This is a genomic window from Marinobacter bohaiensis (genome assembly GCF_003258515.1).
In the GTDB taxonomy this organism is placed as follows: domain Bacteria; phylum Pseudomonadota; class Gammaproteobacteria; order Pseudomonadales; family Oleiphilaceae; genus Marinobacter_A; species Marinobacter_A bohaiensis.
In genome coordinates, this window is sequence record NZ_QGEH01000001.1 from 2,527,369 (window position 1) to 2,544,381 (window position 17,013).

17 protein-coding genes are annotated in these 17,013 nt (G+C 62.7%); 6 read left to right on the top strand and 11 right to left on the bottom strand.

Annotation, left to right across the window (positions count from 1 at the left end; all coding sequences use genetic code 11):
• The 3 genes from DKK67_RS11355 (at position 1) to DKK67_RS11365 (ending at position 4,210) form a co-directional block, all read left to right on the top strand.
• On the top strand, positions 1 to 795 hold the full coding sequence (locus tag DKK67_RS11355; protein WP_111496444.1) for an ABC transporter ATP-binding protein: 795 nt from the start codon (positions 1 to 3) through the stop codon (positions 793 to 795).
• A 542-nt stretch (positions 796 to 1,337) separates the two neighbouring features.
• Entirely contained in the window at positions 1,338 to 3,479 is a 2,142-nt protein-coding gene (locus DKK67_RS11360) for an adenosylcobalamin-dependent ribonucleoside-diphosphate reductase (RefSeq protein ID WP_111496445.1), read from the top strand.
• A 29-nt stretch (positions 3,480 to 3,508) separates the two neighbouring features.
• Positions 3,509 to 4,210 (top strand): TSCPD domain-containing protein, encoded by a 702-nt coding sequence (locus tag DKK67_RS11365; protein ID WP_111496446.1) that lies wholly within the window; start codon positions 3,509 to 3,511, stop codon positions 4,208 to 4,210.
• A gap of 80 nt (positions 4,211 to 4,290) precedes the next feature.
• Here DKK67_RS11365 and murB read toward each other — a convergent pair whose 3' ends face one another.
• The 9 genes from murB to DKK67_RS11410 form a co-directional block, all read right to left on the bottom strand.
• Entirely contained in the window at positions 4,291 to 5,346 is a 1,056-nt protein-coding gene (gene murB, locus DKK67_RS11370; protein WP_111496447.1) for a UDP-N-acetylmuramate dehydrogenase, read from the bottom strand.
• A complete protein-coding gene (locus DKK67_RS11375; RefSeq protein ID WP_111496448.1) occupies positions 5,343 to 5,822 on the bottom strand; it encodes a low molecular weight protein-tyrosine-phosphatase in 480 nt (159 codons plus the stop codon). The genes murB and DKK67_RS11375 overlap by 4 nt, the downstream gene beginning before the upstream one ends.
• Positions 5,815 to 6,612, bottom strand: coding sequence for a 3-deoxy-manno-octulosonate cytidylyltransferase (gene kdsB / locus DKK67_RS11380; protein WP_111496449.1), 798 nt, complete (start codon positions 6,610 to 6,612; stop codon positions 5,815 to 5,817). The genes DKK67_RS11375 and kdsB overlap by 8 nt, the downstream gene beginning before the upstream one ends.
• A gap of 67 nt (positions 6,613 to 6,679) precedes the next feature.
• Positions 6,680 to 6,868, bottom strand: a complete 189-nt coding sequence (locus DKK67_RS11385; protein WP_111496450.1) for a Trm112 family protein — start codon at positions 6,866 to 6,868, stop codon at positions 6,680 to 6,682.
• 17 nt (positions 6,869 to 6,885) lie between these two features.
• Positions 6,886 to 7,881 (bottom strand): tetraacyldisaccharide 4'-kinase, encoded by a 996-nt coding sequence (lpxK, locus tag DKK67_RS11390; RefSeq protein ID WP_111496451.1) that lies wholly within the window; start codon positions 7,879 to 7,881, stop codon positions 6,886 to 6,888.
• Positions 7,882 to 7,886: 5 nt separating this feature from the next.
• Positions 7,887 to 9,635, bottom strand: a complete 1,749-nt coding sequence (gene msbA / locus DKK67_RS11395) for a lipid A export permease/ATP-binding protein MsbA (protein ID WP_111496452.1) — start codon at positions 9,633 to 9,635, stop codon at positions 7,887 to 7,889.
• A gap of 64 nt (positions 9,636 to 9,699) precedes the next feature.
• Positions 9,700 to 10,122: an ExbD/TolR family protein gene (locus tag DKK67_RS11400; protein WP_111496453.1), complete on the bottom strand. Its 423-nt coding sequence runs from the start codon at positions 10,120 to 10,122 to the stop codon at positions 9,700 to 9,702.
• A 5-nt stretch (positions 10,123 to 10,127) separates the two neighbouring features.
• Positions 10,128 to 10,754 carry a MotA/TolQ/ExbB proton channel family protein gene (locus DKK67_RS11405; protein ID WP_111496454.1) on the bottom strand — a complete coding sequence of 209 codons (627 nt, stop codon included), beginning with the start codon at positions 10,752 to 10,754 and terminating at the stop codon, positions 10,128 to 10,130.
• Between the two features lie 78 nt (positions 10,755 to 10,832).
• Positions 10,833 to 13,214: a DNA internalization-related competence protein ComEC/Rec2 gene (locus DKK67_RS11410; RefSeq protein WP_111496455.1), complete on the bottom strand. Its 2,382-nt coding sequence runs from the start codon at positions 13,212 to 13,214 to the stop codon at positions 10,833 to 10,835.
• Positions 13,215 to 13,338: 124 nt separating this feature from the next.
• On the opposite strand from DKK67_RS11410, the gene DKK67_RS11415 reads away from it, so the two are divergent.
• Complete coding sequence (locus DKK67_RS11415; protein WP_228160579.1) at positions 13,339 to 13,806, top strand: DUF2062 domain-containing protein; 468 nt, start codon at positions 13,339 to 13,341, stop codon at positions 13,804 to 13,806.
• A gap of 4 nt (positions 13,807 to 13,810) precedes the next feature.
• Here DKK67_RS11415 and lolD read toward each other — a convergent pair whose 3' ends face one another.
• Positions 13,811 to 14,527, bottom strand: coding sequence for a lipoprotein-releasing ABC transporter ATP-binding protein LolD (lolD, locus tag DKK67_RS11420; RefSeq protein ID WP_111496457.1), 717 nt, complete (start codon positions 14,525 to 14,527; stop codon positions 13,811 to 13,813).
• A complete protein-coding gene (locus tag DKK67_RS11425; protein ID WP_111496458.1) occupies positions 14,520 to 15,761 on the bottom strand; it encodes a lipoprotein-releasing ABC transporter permease subunit in 1,242 nt (413 codons plus the stop codon). Before DKK67_RS11425 ends, lolD begins: the two co-directional genes overlap by 8 nt.
• Before the next feature lie 176 nt (positions 15,762 to 15,937).
• Here DKK67_RS11425 and DKK67_RS11430 point away from each other — a divergent pair, with 176 nt between their 5' ends.
• Both DKK67_RS11430 and DKK67_RS11435 read left to right on the top strand, forming a co-directional pair.
• Positions 15,938 to 16,540, top strand: a complete 603-nt coding sequence (locus tag DKK67_RS11430; protein ID WP_111496459.1) for a PilZ domain-containing protein — start codon at positions 15,938 to 15,940, stop codon at positions 16,538 to 16,540.
• 111 nt (positions 16,541 to 16,651) lie between these two features.
• Positions 16,652 to 16,978, top strand: a complete 327-nt coding sequence (locus DKK67_RS11435; RefSeq protein WP_228160580.1) for a hypothetical protein — start codon at positions 16,652 to 16,654, stop codon at positions 16,976 to 16,978.
• The last annotated feature ends 35 nt before the right edge of the window (positions 16,979 to 17,013 follow it).

Sequence of the window (17,013 nt, forward strand, 5' to 3'; positions counted from 1 at the left end):
ATGATCAGCGCAGACAACCTCAAGCTCACCTTTGGCAAGGGCACGCCGCTGGAAAACCCGGCGCTGCGCGGCCTGAGCCTGACCGTTAACCAGGGCGAGTTCGTCACCGTGATCGGCAGCAATGGCGCCGGCAAGTCCACCTTCCTCAATGCCTTGTCCGGCGAAGTCCTTGTGGACAGCGGCCGCATTGAGGTGGACGGCAAGGACGTCACCCGCCTGCCTACCCACAAGCGTGCCGACCGGGTGGCGCGAGTGTTCCAGGACCCCCTGGCCGGCACCTGCGAAAACCTGACCATCGACGAGAACATGTCGCTTGCGATCAAGCGTGGCATGCCCCGCGGCCTGGGCGCGGCGGTCAAATCCCGCTACCGCAAGCGCTTCCGCGATGGCCTGGCCAGCCTCAATCTGGGCCTGGAAGACCGCCTGGGGGACAAGATGGGCCTGCTGTCCGGCGGACAACGCCAGGCGGTGAGTCTGCTGATGGCCAGCCTTAACCCGTCCAGCATCCTGTTGCTGGACGAACACACGGCTGCACTGGACCCGCGCACAGCCGCGTTCGTGCTGGACCTGACCACCCAGATCATCGACGAGCAGAAGAAAACGGCGCTGATGGTCACCCACAGCATGAAACAGGCCCTGGAAGTCGGCGATCGCACCGTCATGCTGCACCAGGGGCAGGTAGTGTTCGACATTGCGGGCAATGAGCGCCAGGGCCTGACGGTCAGCGACCTGCTCCAGCTGTTTGAGAAACAGCGCGGCATCGAAGTCACCGACGACAGCCTGTTGCTGGGCTGAATCCGCCTATGCGGGCCTGCGTCGCCTCGGCGCCGGCCCGCATGCCCCCCATTCCGCTGCGCTTCTTTCTGGCAAATCGGCGCCCGCGCCCGCTACACCCCAGCCCCTGGACAGGACACGATGGCGCCGGTTGCGATCAGAGCAGCGGACACAATATGTAGTAGCCGCGACCTGGCGGAAAGGAACCCCAAACCTCCCTGGTTTGCAAGTATCGCTGCATTGATTTTTATTTTTCTCCGGCACGATCCGATAGTTTCCGCTTCCTTCACAGACCACAATATCCTGTTATACTCTCCCGAAAACGACCGATATATTGGGTTTTTCTCCACCAACCCAATACTAGCCGACACGATTCGACGCCCGCTCTCTCGACGCCAAACAGCGTCGCAGCAGGCTTTCAGGGGCGTCGAGCGATGGTCCGGAGTGTCGCGCAGGCAGACACCAGATGTAGTGATCAGGATTTAGCCAGGGAAGCACTCCCTGGACGGGGTCAGGCTGACAGCAGCCTGAAGCAGAGAACATTCGGAGCTTTGAGGGCGGCAATGAACGCAAAAGTACAGGAACTCATGAACACCATTCCCATGCAGGATGCTTCGCTGGATATCTGGAATTCCAAATACCAGCTGAAAACCAAGAGTGGCGATCCGGTGGACGCCACGATCGAGGAAACCTATGCGCGCGTTGCCCGCTCCCTGGCGGACGTGGAAACCAGCAAGGCGAAACGGGAAAAGTATTTCAAGGAGTTCCTGTGGGCCCTGCAGAACGGTGCCATCCCGGCCGGCCGCATAACCTCCAATGCTGGCGCCGAAGCGCACAAACCGGCCACGTCGACCATTAACTGCACCGTTTCCGGCAGCATCAACGACTCCATGAATGACATCCTGGAGAAGAACCACGAAGCCGGCCTGACCCTGAAAGCCGGTTGCGGTATCGGCTACGAGTTCTCCACGCTGCGCCCGAAAGGCGCCTACGTCGCCGGTGCTGGCGCCACCACGTCCGGCCCGCTGTCGTTCATGGATATCTTCGACCGCATGTGCTTCACCGTGTCCTCCGCCGGTGGCCGCCGCGGCGCCCAGATGGCGACCTTCGACGTGCACCACCCGGACGTGATCGACTTTATCCAGGCCAAGCGTGAAGACGGCCGCCTGCGTCAGTTCAACCTGTCCCTGCTGATCACCGAGGACTTCATCGAGGCGGTCAAGAACGGCGACGACTGGCACCTGTCCTTCCCGGTTACCGAGCAGGAAGCCGAGGCGGAAGGCCTGGACCTGACCGATACATCCAGCTTCGTCTATCGCGACTTCCCGATCCAGGAGAGCTACGTCTGCAACAGCGAAGGCAAGGTCGCCTGCCGGATCTACAAGACGGTCAAGGCCCAGTTCATCTGGGACAGCATCATGACCTCCACCTACGATTACGCCGAACCGGGCTTCATCCTGATCGACAAGGTCAACCAGATGAACAACAACTGGTTCTGCGAGGACATCCGCGCCACCAACCCATGTGGCGAGCAGCCGCTGCCGCCTTACGGCAGCTGCCTGCTGGGCTCGGTCAACCTGACCAAGTTCGTGGACTACCCGTTCACCGACAAGGCCAGCTTCAACTACGAGAAATACCGTCAGGTTGTGGGCACCTTCACCCGCATGCTGGACAACGTGGTTGAGATCAACGGCCTGCCGCTGGATGAGCAGCGTCACGAGATCCGCTACAAGCGCCGCCACGGCATGGGCATCCTGGGTCTGGGCTCCACCCTGGCCATGCTGCGCATGCCGTATGGGTCCGACGAATCCGTGGCCTTCACCGAGGAAGTCGTGCGCGAGATGGCCGTGGAAGGCTGGCGCCAGTCTCTCGCCCTGGGCGAGGAAAAAGGCCCGGCACCGATTATGATCGACGAGTTCGAAGTCACCGGTAAGATGCTGGCCAAGTGCCCGCAGATGCGCGAAGACGGCTACAAGGAAGGCGACAAGGTGCCTGGCCGCATCCTCCACGCCAAATACAGCCGCTACATGCAGCGCATTGGCGAGGTGGAGCCGGAGCTGATCACCAAGCTGGCCGAGAAAGGCGGTCGCTTCACGCACCACACGTCGATCGCGCCGACCGGTACCATCAGCCTGTCCCTGGCCAACAACGCCAGCAACGGCATCGAGCCGAGCTTCTCGCACCACTACGCGCGTAACATTATCCGCGAAGGCCGCAAGACCAAAGAGAAAGTGGACGTGTTCTCCTACGAGCTGCTGGCCTACCGCCACCTGATCAACGCGAAGGCCATGCCCTTCTCGGACGACCAGGAAGCCAAGCTGCCGGACTACTTCACTACATCCGACGACGTGACGCCGACGCAGCACGTGGACATCCAGGGCGCCGCCCAGAAATGGGTAGATTCCTCGATTTCCAAGACGGCCAATGTGCCGACAGACTTCCCGTACCCGGACTTCAAGGACATCTACATGTACGCCTACGAGAAGGGTCTCAAGGGCTGCACGACATTCCGCTTCAACCCGGAAGCCTTCCAGGGCGTCCTGGTCAAGCAGAAAGACCTGGAGAACACGGTTTACGAATTTACTCTGGATGACGGTTCCAAGGTGAGCCTGAAGGGCCACGAAGAGGTGGAGTACGACGGTGAGGTCCACACCGCCGCCAACCTGTTCGACGCCCTCAAAGAAGGCACCTACGGCAAGTACTGATCCGTCACCACAGCACAGGACACAGAAAGATGACTGTTAAGATTGAAAAGAACATCGTGGGCTACCGGGTCGCCAAGGCCGGGGAAGACGCCCCGAAGAGCAACGAGGCCGCCGAAACCGCGCAGGATAATGCGCCGATCGAGATGAACGAGCACATCGAGCGCCCGGATTTCCTGCTGGGAACCACCTACAAGATCAAGCCGCCGGTGGCCGAGCACGCGATGTACATCACCATCAACGACATCCTGCTCAATGAGGACACGGACCACGAGAGCCGTCAGCCGTACGAAGTGTTCATCAACTCCAAGTCGATGGAGCACTTCCAGTGGGTCATCGCCCTTACCCGCGTCATTTCCGCGGTGTTCCGCAAGGGTGGCGATGTGACCTTCCTGGTGGAGGAGCTGCGCTCGGTGTATGACCCGAACGGCGGTTACTTCAAGAAAGGCGGCGTCTTCATGCCGTCTCTGGTGGCCGAGATCGGCGCCGTGATCGAGAAGCACATGAAGGCCATCGGCCTGATCGAAAGCGACGAGATGAGCGACGTCACCAAGCGCGTTCTGGCCGAGAAGCGGGCGGAGTTCGAATCGCGCCAGTCCGCCAATAACGAAGACAGCGGCGGCGGGGACTACCCGGCCAACGCCACCATGTGTGGCAAGTGCAACACCAAGGCGGTCATCGTTATGGATGGCTGCGCCACCTGCCTGTCCTGTGGCGACAGCAAGTGCGGCTGATCTGAGTCGCACCGCCACAAACGAGAAAGCCACCCGAGGGTGGCTTTTTTGTTGCTAGGCGTTTTGTTGCTCGCGGGACACTAAAAACGGAACTCCTCCCGCATCGACACCGGAAAAATCCGCGGCTCGACCTCCAGCGCGACGCTGTAACGGGCCTGGACATCGTCGCGGATACGCGAGGCCAGCCCCAGTAATTCCCCACCCTGTCCGTCACCATGGTGCACCAGTACCAGGGCCTGACGATTGTGGACACCAACGTGGGCGTCACGATGACCTTTCCAGCCACACTGGTCGATCAGCCAACCCGCGGCGAGTTTGGCGCTGTCCTGGCCAACATAGGCCACGATGTCGGGAAAGCGCTGTTGCAGGGATTCGAACTGCGCCAACGACACCACCGGATTCTTGAAGAAGCTGCCGGCGTTGGGCAGGAAATCCGGGTCCGGCAGCTTGCGGCTGCGCACCTGGATCACGGCCTGGGCCACGTCTTCGGCGGTGAGCGCGTCAATAGCCTGACCGTCAAAGAATTCCTCCAGATCCCGGTAGCCGAGTCTCAACGGCGCCCGCTTGGACAGACGCAGACGCACTTTCAGGACCACATAACGCTCCGGCTGGCGCTTGAACAGACTATCGCGGTAGCCAAAGGCGCACTCTTCGCACGTCAGTACGCGCTCGGCGCCCTGCTCCCGGTCCCAGACGCTCACATCGACCAAGGCGTGGGACAGTTCCACACCGTAGGCGCCAATGTTCTGAATCGGCGCCGCCCCCACCGTGCCGGGAATCAGCGCCAGGTTCTCAAGGCCGCGATAGCCCGAACGCACCGAGTACATCACCGTTTCGTGCCAGTTCTCGCCGGCGCCCACTTCCAGGATCGCGGAACCATTATCCACGCCGCTCCAGCAGCGCCCGCCGAGGGATACACGCAACACCAGTCCCGGGAAATCCCCGGCCAGTACCAGATTGCTGCCGCCACCAAGCAGGAGCACCGGGAGATCCTGTCGATCCGCCCAGTCCAGTGCACGACGCAGTTCGGTCACATCACCGGCGCGCGCGTACCAGGCCGCTTCGGCCGGGAGCCGCAGTGTGTTGCGGGACTGCAGGCTCACGTTGGCGGCCGGTTCAAACGGCTTCCCGGTCAAAGCCGGTGCTCCCGGATGTGATCGATCAGGCCGTCACAGGCCGACTCCACCAAGTCGAGCACAAATTCGAAGCCGTCGCCGCCACCGTAATAGGGATCGGGCACCTCATCGACCGGGCTGTCGCCGGCGTAGGTCAGGAACAGCTCGGGCTGGGTGCGTCGTGAACTGGCCAGGCTGCGACTGCGGGCCAGGTTGTCGCGATCCATCACCAGCACATAGTCAAAATGGTCCAGATCCGCCGATTTCAACTGGCGGGCGCGAATGGTCGACAGGTCATAACCGCGCTTGCGGGCGGCCGCCATGGCGCGCTCGTCGGGCGGCTCACCAATATGCCAGGCGCCGGTGCCACAGGAATCGATTTCGATAGAGTCGGCAAGACCGGCCTGCTCCACCCGGGCCTGGAAAACACCATGCGCCGTCGGCGAGCGGCAGATATTGCCCATGCAGACGAACAGTACGCGGACCGGATCAGGCATCCTGCTCAACCTCCAGCAGGCCGTCGGCAAAGGCGCGGCGCAACCGCTCCAGGTCGTCAGGGGTATCCACACCGCCGGCAGGCCGTTCGGAGGCCACGTCCACGTGAATGCGAGCACCGTTTTCCAGAGCGCGCAGCTGCTCCAGCGACTCAGCCTGTTCCAGTGGTGACGCCGGCCAGCGCACGAAGTCGTGCAGCAGGCGCACCCGGTAGCCGTAGATGCCGATATGCCGCAGGTACCGAATGCCGGTCGGCATACCGGCCGCCGCGGCGCCGGCCAGATCGGGCCAATGCTCGCGCGCCCAGGGCACCGGCGCGCGGCTGAAGTAGAGTGCGAACCCGTCCAGGCCGCGAACAACTTTCACCACATTGGGGTTGAGCGCCAGTTCGGGGGATTCAACGGACTCGCACAGGGTCGCGATGTCCGCGTCCGGGTAGCGCTCCAGGTTCTGTGCCACCTGGTTGATCAGCACAGGCGGGATCAGCGGCTCGTCCCCCTGCACGTTGACCACACGCTCCTCCGGGCCGAAGCCCAGGGTGTCGGCCACTTCCTGCAGTCGGTCGGTGCCCGAGGCATGATTGGCGGCGGTCATCACTACTTCCGCCCCGAAACCTTCGGCAGCGGTGGCGATGCGCTCGTCGTCGGTGGCGATGATCACACGGCCGGCCTCGCTCTCGCAGGCACGGTTATAGACATGCTCGATCATCGTTTGCCCGCCGATTTCCAGCAGCGGCTTACCCGGCAGACGGGTCGACGCGTAGCGGGCGGGAATGACTACGGTAAAAGACATGGTCGCTCCTGACTCGGTGGTGTTGCGGATTCGCCCGGGACCAGTCTGTGGCCGGCCCCGGACCGCCCTAGCGCTTTTCCAGGCGCTCGTCGGTGGTCAAGGTGCGGGCCTCGACGGCCAGCATCACCGGGATCCCCTCACGGATGGGAAAGGCCATCCCGTCGGGCCGGCAGATCAACTCCTCCCGGTTCTCGGTCAGGTGCAGCTCACCCTTGCACACCGGACAGGCCAGCATGGCTACCAGTTTCTTGTCCATATTCGTTTCTCTCACTGTCAGGCCGGACGCTGGACCAGAGCGGCCAGACGCTGATCCAGCCAACTCCAGAAAGCATCCGGCAAGGTGGCGCGAACTTCAAGCGACCAGCAGTCGGCATCGGCCAGTTCCCGACATTTTACGGCGTCCTTGGCGGTCATGACCAATGCCTGTTGCGGTTGCCGCTGGAGATCGCGCGCCTCAAAGGTGTGATGATCCGGCAGCGGGCGACCGTCGACCCGGGCCCCGAGGGCTTCCAGGGCCTGGAAAAACCGCTGCGGGTTGCCAATACCGGCCACGGCCGCCACCGAGCGCCCCTGCAACCAGTCCACCGGCACCCGCTCGCCGCTGACCAGATTTTTCAGGTGCACCGACTGGAACTGCATGACCACCGTCTGGGGATGATGAATGCCCGCCACCGGACTGCCGTTGAACACTACGGCATCGACGTCAGCCAGGCGCTCCGGCCCTTCACGCAGCGGGCCCACAGGAATCGGGGCCCCGTTGCCCAGCCCGCGCTGACCGTCGAACACCGCGATTTCGAGATCGCGCCCCAGGGCATAGTGCTGCAGGCCGTCATCGCAGACCAGGATGTCCGCCAATCCTTCATCATGGGCCCAGACAGCGGCCCGGGCACGCCTGGGATCGACAACCACCGGCACCCCGGCCTGCTCCAACAGCATCCGGGGCTCATCGCCACTGATGCTGGCCGGCGTATCGCGGGTGACTTCCAGGGGATAGCGATCGGACTTGCCACCATAACCCCGGCTGACAATCGCCGGCCGCCAGCCGGCCTGTCGCAGATGATCGACGAGCGCCAGTGTCAGGGGGGACTTGCCGGTGCCGCCGGCGGTGATGTTGCCCACGACGATGACGGGGATCGGCGGCCGAGCCGACGCCTTGTGACCGTCAGCATAGGCCCGCCGCCGACGCCGACTGACCCAGCGGTAGAGCCAGGCCAGTGGCCACAGGAACCAGAGCGGCCGCCCAGCTCCATACCAGAGGCGCTGGATCATGGTGTTCAGCCGGCCTCGGCAAAGTTGGTCTGGTGCAGCTGGGCGTAGATACCGCCCTGCTCCAGCAACGCCTCGTGGTTGCCGGATTCCACGATCTGGCCATTGTCCATCACCAGGATGCGATCAGCCTTCTCGATGGTCGACAGCCGGTGCGCGATGACCAGCGTGGTACGCCCCTTCATCACCACATCCAGGGCCTCCTGGATATGCCGCTCGGACTCCGTGTCCAGCGCCGAGGTGGCCTCATCCAGAATCAGGATCGGGGCATCCTTGAGCAACGCCCGGGCAATTGCCAGACGCTGGCGCTGACCGCCGGACAGCATCACGCCGTTGTCGCCAATCAGAGTGTCCATGCCTTCCGGCATGCGATCAATGAACTCCAGCGCGTGGGCCTTGGCGGCGGCCTCGCGGATTTCCTCGCGGCTGCAGTCTCGCAGCGCGCCGTAGGCAATATTCGCGGCGATACTGTCGTTGAACAGCACCACGTTCTGGGTCACCAGGGCGATCTGTCGACGCAGCGCTTCCAGGCTGAAATCGGTCAGGGGAACACCGTCAATCAGGATGTCGCCACCAGTGTATTCATAGAATCGCGGCAACAGGCTGACCAGGGTGGACTTACCACTGCCTGAGCGCCCCACCAGAGCCACACTCTGGCCCTGCGGAATCTCCAGATCGATGCCCTTGAGAACGTCATCCAACTGATCGCGGTAGCGGAAACGCACGTCACGCAGGCTGATATCGCCCTTGACGCGTTCCGGCGCGAAGGTGCCCGTGTCGTTTTCCGGCACCTCGTCGATCGTCTCGAACACATCGTGTGCCGCCGCCACGCCTTTCTGGATCTTGGCGTGCACCGACGTGACCTGACGGATGGGCTTGGCCATGGTGGTCGCCGCAGTGATGAAAGCGACCAGTTCGCCGGTGGTCATGCCGCCCCGAATCTCAGGCGCCAGCATGACCCACACCAGCGCGGCAATGGACAGCGCCACCAGGATCTGGATCACCGGCACACTGATCGCCTGGGTGGAGGCCATTTTCAGGCTCTGGTTCAGATTGCGACCGCTGACGGCATAGAAACGATCGCGCTCGTAGCCTTCACCACCGAAAATCCGTACCACGCGATAGCCGCCGATCGACTCGGACGCCACATGGGTAATGTCCCCCATGGAACCCTGGATACGGCGGCTCAGTTTGCGGAAGCGCTTGCTGGCGTAGCTCACCACGAAACCGATCACCGGCCCCAGGGCGACAAAAATCAGTGTCAACTTCCAGTTGGTATAAAGCATGAAGCTCATCAGGCCGATGATGGTCAGCCCTTCGCGCAGGGTGATGGTCACCGCGCTGGTGGTGGCATCGGCCACCTGCTCGACGTTGAAGGTCAGCTTGGACACCAGGTGGCCGGAGGAATGGTCGTCGAAAAAGCGCGAAGGCAGCTTGAGCAGCCGGTCGAACACCTGGTTACGCAGGGCATTGACCACGTGCCGGCCAACGTAGTTGATGAAGTACTGGCCCAGAAAAGTCCCCAGCCCGCGCAGGGCGAACACGCCCACGATCATCCCGGTCAGCAGCATGCGATTCTGGTCGGTCGGGTTCTCAATCGCGTTGATGACGTATTCCATGGCCGCCGCCATGCCAGTGGACGCGGCGGCGTAGATCATGTTGCCGAACACGGCGAGGGAGAAGGCGACCCAGAAGGGCTTAACGTAGGACAGCAGACGCTTGTACGTCTGCCAGTTGGATGCGGAGTCCGCTGTCATAGTCGGGTTCCGTTAAGATGGTCGGTCTGTACACGCGCCCCGGCGGCACGCCAGGGCACTGGATTTATTCGCCATCCGAGGGACGTTCGGTGGTGATACTGAGTTTGACGAAACCCAGTCGGCCAGCCACGTCCATCGCCCGGACAACGTATTCGTGGGGGGTCTGGGCATCGGCCGTGATGATGAACGGCAGCTTGGAGTCGCCTCCCGACACATCCTTCACGGCTTTCTGCAGGGTGTCGCGCTGGTTGTTGACCAGGCGGCGGTCATTGACCGAATACTGCCCTTCGGCATTGATCACCACATCCACCTGCTCGACCGGGGCTTCCGACACCTTGCCGTCCGCTTCGGGCAGGTCCACCTGCAGATGACTCTCCCGAGTGAAGGTGGTCGACACCATGAAGAAAATCAACAGCAGGAACACGACGTCGATCAGCGGGGTCAGGTCAACGCCGACTTCCTGGCTTCTCTGGCGCTTGAACTTCACGACGCTCAAGCTCCCTCTACGTCGATTTCGCGGTCACCGTGGACCACTTCCACCAACTTGATGGCTTCCTGCTCCATGCTCACCACCAGCGCATCGACACGGCGGATGAAGTAGCGGTGGAAGATCAGGGCGGGAATCGCCACGCTCAGGCCCGCGGCGGTGGTCATCAGCGCCTCGGAAATCCCTCCGGCCAAGTTGCCGGCGTTGCCGACGCCGGCCAACTGGATCTCGGCAAACACCTTGATCATGCCGATCACCGTGCCCAGCAGCCCCAACAGCGGCGTGATCGTGGCCACGGTACCCAGCGGATTGAGGAAACGCTCAAGGTCGTGAATGACCTGGCTAGCCTCTTCCTCGATGCTTTCCTTCATGATCTCGCGACCGTGCTTGGCGTTCATCAGGCCACCGGCCAGAACGCGGCCCATCGGGGAGGAACCTTGCAGGGCTTTGAGCTTACGCGCGTTCAGCTCCTTTTTCTTGATCCAGCGCCACAGTTCGTTGATGGTTTCCTGTGGTGCCACGCGGGATTCGCGCAAGGACCAGAATCGTTCGAGAATGATAGCCAGGGCGAGGATGGAACACGCAACAATCGGCACCATGATGATGCCACCCGCCTGAAGAAGCTCTAACACGCTTTATCTCCCTGATAATGAACAGCCGCGCGCTACTTTAGCACAGGCCGCCCCGCGCGCCACACCCTGGCGGGACCTTCATCGTATAGCGTCTGTAAACGGTTCGACCCAGAACGGGACGTCGCTGCGCCAGGGGGTGACCTGAACGCCCGACTCCGACAGCCGGATTCTTACCGCCCCGGCCGTCGCCGTATTGAACAGACGCGCCCCGGCAGCCCGATAGCGCTGCACCACTTCCGGGGCCGGATGGCCGTACGGGTGATGGTAACCGGCAGCGAACACCACCACGTCAGGCGCCAGCGCCCGGATCCAGGCCTCGCTGGACGATGTGGCGCTGCCATGATGCGGCGCCACCAGAATCGTACGGCTGCGGGCCTCATCGCGATGTTGCGCCAGCCAACGCCGTTCCTCCTCCGCCGTCAGGTCGCCGGGCAGCACGATCCGCCAGCCGTCGCGCTGGATAACCAGCACACAGGACGACGCGTTGCCGGGTTCCGCCTGCGCATCCCGCCAGAAGGACAGTCTGGCCTGCCCCAGTTGACCGCTTCCGTAACAGGGTCCAATCGCGCGATGATGCCGTTCGATGCGGTCAGTCACCCGTCCGGGCTCACCGCTGATAAACCGGTCGCTGGACACCTTATCCAGCAAATCATCCAGGCCGCTGGCGTGATCGGCATCGCCGTGGCTGATCACCAGCCAGTCCAGCCTGCCGATACCCAGCGCCCGGTAGACTGGCAACAAAACCGAATCGACCGCCGTATAGCCGGATGCCGAACCGGGCCCGGAATCGTATTGCAGCACCCGGGCGCCCTCGCGATAGGTGACGGCCAGCCCCTGCCCCACATCCCAGACCCAGAGCTCCGGTTCCGTTATGCGGGCGTTGGCGGCGGGTGTCGAGGTGCGACCCGGCACCACGCAACCGGCAATCGCAACCACCGCTACGCAGAACAGGCCGGCGCGCGCGGGCCAGCGGAGCGGCAACAGCGCCACCACCGCCAGCGAGGCAAGCAGCACCGCCAGTGGCAGCGGTACAGCAACGGGCTCCGGGGCAATCGCCGCCACCCACGACAGCCATTGCATCAGCGCTTGCAGGCAGGCATCGATCACCAGCCCGGCCCAGCCCGCCAGAGGTGCCACCGCCAAAGCAATTAGAGCCCCCGCCAACGCCACCGGCAGAACCAGCACCGACACCAGCGGAATGGCCACCAGATTGGCCAGCCAACCCAGCGGCGCCATCGGCAATCCGGCCAGCGCCATCACCGGCAGCAATCCCGCCACCACCACGAACTGGGCCTGCAACAGCCCCTGCAAGCGACCGGCAGGCGCCACCCGGCCCACAAACACCAGGATCAGACTGGCTACCGCGCCGAAAGACAGCCAGAAACCACCGTCCAGCGGTGCTAACGGGTCGATCAGCAGCACAAAACAGAGGGCACAGAGCCAGGCCGTCCAGGCTCCGGACAGCCGAGCTCTGACGTACAGCACCGACGCCACCACGGCCATGACCAGCGCCCGCTGCGTGGGCACGGTAAATCCGGCGGCCAGGGCATAAGCCAGACACCCCAGAAGCACCCCGGCCGCCCGCACCCATCGCTGGCGCCGGGCGTCTGATCCGCGGCCGGAAAGACGGCGCTGAACCAGCCCGAATAGCCCGCCGACCAGCATGCCAACCAGACCGATGTGTAACCCGGAAATAGCGATCAGGTGGGAAGTGCCGGTGGCCTTGAACAGATCCCAGTCCGCGGGCGTCAGCCGCCCCCGCTCGCCCAGCAGCAGCGCTTCCAGCAACCGGTATTCGTCCATGCCGCCCAGGCGGTCCCGCAGAGCCCCGGCGAGATCCTCGCGCAGGGTGTGGTAGCGGCACGTCAGCCAGCAGGGAACATCGGCTTCGCCCCACTCACGGACGCTGCCCGTCGCATCGTATCCGTGCCGGAAAAGCCAGGTTTCGTAACGGAAGCCAGCCGGATTAACCGCGCCATGGGGGCGTTTCAGGCGAACACTCAATTGCATCCGCATGGGAAGGTCAGGTGGCGGGTCCTCGTCGTAGAGCGCCAGACGGAGACGTTTGGGAGCAGTGGTCACCGACGGCGGTTGTGGGCCCCACCCGGTCACGCAGAAATCGAAGCGAAGGCTGTCGTAGGCGCCGGGCGACACCAGGCTGCAGCGATAACCCTGGACCTGCCAGACGCTGTCTTCCATACTCGCCGGCAATCGCGAATCGATGCGTGCGCCAGCGTGCCACCCGGCCCAGGCCAGGCCGAGGACCAGTCCCAACACCCAGGGCGCAATCCGGCGGCAACGGTGCCCAATCCGCCAAAGGCCGATGCCCATGATCGCGGCAATTACGAAGACCGGCCACGGTGGTATTTCGTCAAGGCTATACAGTAAGATTACGCCGCCCGCGAACGCCGTCATCCAGACTCGCACGGTGAAACTCCCGGGCAATCCTTGCCCCTTCATCCATAATAACGGCAGAGTTGACCCTCAGAAGGTCATTTGCCAACGACGGAAGACGACCGACAATCACGCCATGCCGAAACGGTTCATAAAACGGCACATGCCCACGCCGGAGAAAATCAGGGAGATGAAGGCCCTGCATTTTCTGGGCGACGTATTGCATGAGCCCAACCTGTGGCACATCAACCGCCACGCGGTCAGTCGCGCTTTCCTGGTTGGCGTGTTCTTCTGCTTTATCCCGATGCCGTTCCAGATGGTCGCGGCCGGCTTCTTTGCGATCTGGTTCAACGCCAACCTGCCGCTGTCAATCATCCTCGTCTGGATCAGCAACCCGCTGACCATGCCGCCGATGTTCTATTTCAACTACAAGGTAGGCGCCTGGCTGCTGGGCCGTCCGGTTCTCGACTTCGAGTTCCACCTGTCGTGGCACTGGCTCTGTGAGCGCCTGATCGACATCGGCGTGCCGCTCTACTTCGGGTCGATCGTGATGGGCGTTATCGGCGCCTGCATCAGCTACCTGCTGATCCAGTTCCTGTGGCGGAGAAAAGTGCGGGGCGACTGGCGCAAACGCCGTGACCTGCGCCAGTCGGCCTGAGCGATCAATCGACCTCGACCAGGCGCCCCTCTTCCAGTCGCAAAACCCGTCCCAGTTGGCGCGCGATGCCCATGTCGTGGGTCACCACCACGAAGGCGATTCCCAAGTCATCCCGCAATGATTCGATCAGGTGCTGCACTTCGCGAGCGGTATGCTCATCCAGGTTGCCGGTCGGCTCATCCATCAGCACGCATTCCGGTTCGTTGACCAGCGCCCGGGCAATGGCCACACGCTGACGCTCCCCGCCAGACAGCTCGCCAGGCTTGTGTTCCAGCCGGCTGCCGAGGCGCACCTGTTCGAGAATCCGTGTGGCCTTGCGACGCGCCTCGGACATGGACTGCCCCGCCAGAGCACAGGGCATCATGACGTTTTCCAGCGCTGTGAATTCAGGCAACAGGTGATGGAACTGGTAGACAAAGCCAAGCTGGCGATTGCGAAACTTCGCCCGAACCTTCTCCCGCATGGCGTGAATATCGGCGCCACAGATCGAAATGTGCCCGGAGGATGGCTTGTCGAGACCGCCCAGGAGGTTGAGCAGCGTGGTTTTACCCGCGCCGCTGCTGCCCACGATGGCCACCGTCTCCCCGGCGGACACTTCCAGGGAAATGTCGGAGAAGATGGTCAGGGTTTCCGGTCCCTGCCGGTAAGACCGGGTAATGGTCTGACAGTCGATGACCAGCGGTGCTTCGGCCGCTTGCGTGGATGGTACCGCATTACTCATAGCGCAAAGCCTCCGCCGGATCGACACGGGACGCACGCCATGCCGGATAAATGGTTGCCAGTAAGGCCATGATCAGGCCCGACCCGCTGATGATGAACACGTCTTCCCATTCCAACTGGGAAGGCAGGTAACTGATGAAGTACACGTCCGGGCTCAGGAACTTGTGACCCATTACGCCTTCGAGCCAACTGATGATGGCGCTGATATTCTCGGCACCGAGGATGCCCAGCACCGTGCCCACCAGCACGCCGACCACGCCGATGATCGCGCCCTGCACGATAAAGATGCGCATGATGCGTCCGGGGGTGGCACCCATGGTGCGCAGGATGGCGATGTCGGCGGTCTTGTCGGTCACCACCATGACCAGAGTGGACACCACGTTGAAGGCCGCCACGGCGACGATGAACATCAGCAGCAGGCCGATCATGGTCTTCTCCATCCGGATGGCCTGGAACAGGTTGCCGTGGGTGCGGGTCCAGTCGGACACGTAGTAGCGCCCCCCCAGACTGCGCGCGACCCGCTCGGCCACACCGGGCGCCTTGAACAGGTCGGACACCAGCAGTCGCACGCCCTGGGCCTTGCCCCCGGTGCGCATCAGCTTGGCGGCATCGTCCATGTGGATCAGGGTATAGTTGCCGTCCAGCTCGGCACCGACACTGAAGACGCCCTTGACGGTAAACCGCTTCAGTCGCGGCAACACCCCGGCCGGGGTGATCGACGCCTCGGGCATGACAACCGTGACCTTGTCGCCGATGCCCACCCGCAGGCTCGACGCCAGCAGACGACCGATAATAATGCCGAACTCGCCGGACTTGAGATCGTCCAGCGAACCCTGCTGCATGTGCTTGTCGATGATCGACACCTGGCGTTCTTCGTCCGGCACGATGCCGTTGAGCAGGATGCCGTGGACGTTCCCGGAGCCGGTCATCATGCCCTGCCCGCGGATGAACGGCGCCGCCGCCAGGACATCGGGATCCTCGGTGGCCATGCGATCCAGCCGCTGCCAGTCATCGACAGTGCTCTGCCCCTGGATCGTGGCGTGCGGCACCATGCCCAGGATCCGGTTCTGCAACTCGCGGTCAAAGCCGTTCATCACCGACAGCACAATGATCAGCAGGGCGACGCCCAGCATCAGGCCCAGCATCGAGGTCAGCGAGATGAAGGAGATGAAATGATTACGTCGCTTGGCCGCGGTGTACCGCAGACCGATGGAAAAGGTTAAGGGTTTGAACATTAATGAGGGCCTACCACTTCCCTGAAGTCCGTGCTGTTAACCGCCCCAACGGATCGGTCCAGCTGTTAAACTTGAATCGTGCTTACCGTTTGGGGTCCGGAAACCCGGTTGCGGGCCCGCAAGCATCTACCAGTGCCAACCCACAGCCAACCGACAGGAAGTACGAGGTGCAAGGCATGGCTCCGAACGCAAGCGATGATCGCCGCGAATACTACCGAATCCAGGATCACATCGGCCTGGAGGTCCGCCCACTGGAACCGGATCCGCCGGAAGATACGACGCGTCCCTTCGACCCTGACCACCTGGCGGCACTGCATTCCGAGCTGCGCCGGGTCGACCAGGATGTGCGCAATCAGCTCGCCAGCCTGGCGGAAAAAGATCGCCTGCTCGCCAACTTGCTGAAATCCCTGAACACCAAGGTCGACACGCTGGCGCGCATTATGGCCTTTGAGCAAAATCCGTTGCAACCGCAGCAATGGCGGGATGTGACGCTCAGTGAGGGGGGCATCGCCTTTCCCCTGGCCGATGCGGCGTTTTCACCGGGCGACGCCATCGCCGTCCGAATGACCCTGCCACCGGAACTTTACCGTCCGGTTGCCGTGGCCGAAGTCGTCTCGATTCGCGAGGATCCCGAAGGCGCACCCTGGGCCCACGCCGATTTCCGCCAGATTGACGACGCCGACCGCCAGCAGATTGCCCGCCACGTCATGCGCTGGCAGGTCCGCCAGCGGAAACGGGAACGGGTCGACATTGCCGACGACTCGGCCCATACCGGGTAAGCGCAAACGTTTCTTGGGACCTTAACCTGTAGTACTGTTGGCCTGATAATAAATTTACGTAACCAAAACAACGCGTAGCAGTAGCAAGCAGTCACTGAGGAAATCGCATTCATGGACAGACATTCAAAGCATGGGCAACGTCGCACAATGGCTCGGGTCACCATGGCTCTGGTGGCCGGCGGCCTGTTGTGGGGCGCCGCCGGTAGCGTCGCTGCCGATGAGCTCAAGACACCGGTCATGCAGCAGGGCGCGGACCGTGAGCAGGTGCAGATGCCCCGTCACGGCCAGTCCCAGCAGCAGGTGCGGAGCGACTACGGCCAGCCACAGACCGTCAAGGGGCCGGTGGGCGATCCGCCCATCACACAATGGGTCTACGACGATTTCGTGGTTTATTTCGAATACGACCATGTCATCCATTCGGTAAAAAAGCCCGAATAACAACGGTGGGGCGATCGTAAAACCCGGCGCGTCAG

Excerpts from the sequence above, each read along its gene's own strand:
- DKK67_RS11355 (WP_111496444.1), top strand. The coding sequence starts at position 1 with ATGATCAGCGCAGACAACCTCAAGCTCACCTTTGGCAAGGGCACGCCG.
- DKK67_RS11360 (WP_111496445.1), top strand. The coding sequence starts at position 1,338 with ATGAACGCAAAAGTACAGGAACTCATGAACACCATTCCCATGCAGGAT.
- DKK67_RS11365 (WP_111496446.1), top strand. The coding sequence starts at position 3,509 with ATGACTGTTAAGATTGAAAAGAACATCGTGGGCTACCGGGTCGCCAAG.
- DKK67_RS11375 (WP_111496448.1), bottom strand. The coding sequence starts at position 5,822 with ATGCCTGATCCGGTCCGCGTACTGTTCGTCTGCATGGGCAATATCTGC.
- kdsB (WP_111496449.1), bottom strand. The coding sequence starts at position 6,612 with ATGTCTTTTACCGTAGTCATTCCCGCCCGCTACGCGTCGACCCGTCTG.
- DKK67_RS11385 (WP_111496450.1), bottom strand. The coding sequence starts at position 6,868 with ATGGACAAGAAACTGGTAGCCATGCTGGCCTGTCCGGTGTGCAAGGGT.
- lpxK (WP_111496451.1), bottom strand. The coding sequence starts at position 7,881 with ATGATCCAGCGCCTCTGGTATGGAGCTGGGCGGCCGCTCTGGTTCCTG.
- msbA (WP_111496452.1), bottom strand. The coding sequence starts at position 9,635 with ATGACAGCGGACTCCGCATCCAACTGGCAGACGTACAAGCGTCTGCTG.
- DKK67_RS11410 (WP_111496455.1), bottom strand. The coding sequence starts at position 13,214 with ATGAAGGGGCAAGGATTGCCCGGGAGTTTCACCGTGCGAGTCTGGATG.
- DKK67_RS11415 (WP_228160579.1), top strand. The coding sequence starts at position 13,339 with ATGAAGGCCCTGCATTTTCTGGGCGACGTATTGCATGAGCCCAACCTG.
- lolD (WP_111496457.1), bottom strand. The coding sequence starts at position 14,527 with ATGAGTAATGCGGTACCATCCACGCAAGCGGCCGAAGCACCGCTGGTC.
- DKK67_RS11425 (WP_111496458.1), bottom strand. The coding sequence starts at position 15,761 with ATGTTCAAACCCTTAACCTTTTCCATCGGTCTGCGGTACACCGCGGCC.
- DKK67_RS11430 (WP_111496459.1), top strand. The coding sequence starts at position 15,938 with ATGGCTCCGAACGCAAGCGATGATCGCCGCGAATACTACCGAATCCAG.
- DKK67_RS11435 (WP_228160580.1), top strand. The coding sequence starts at position 16,652 with ATGGACAGACATTCAAAGCATGGGCAACGTCGCACAATGGCTCGGGTC.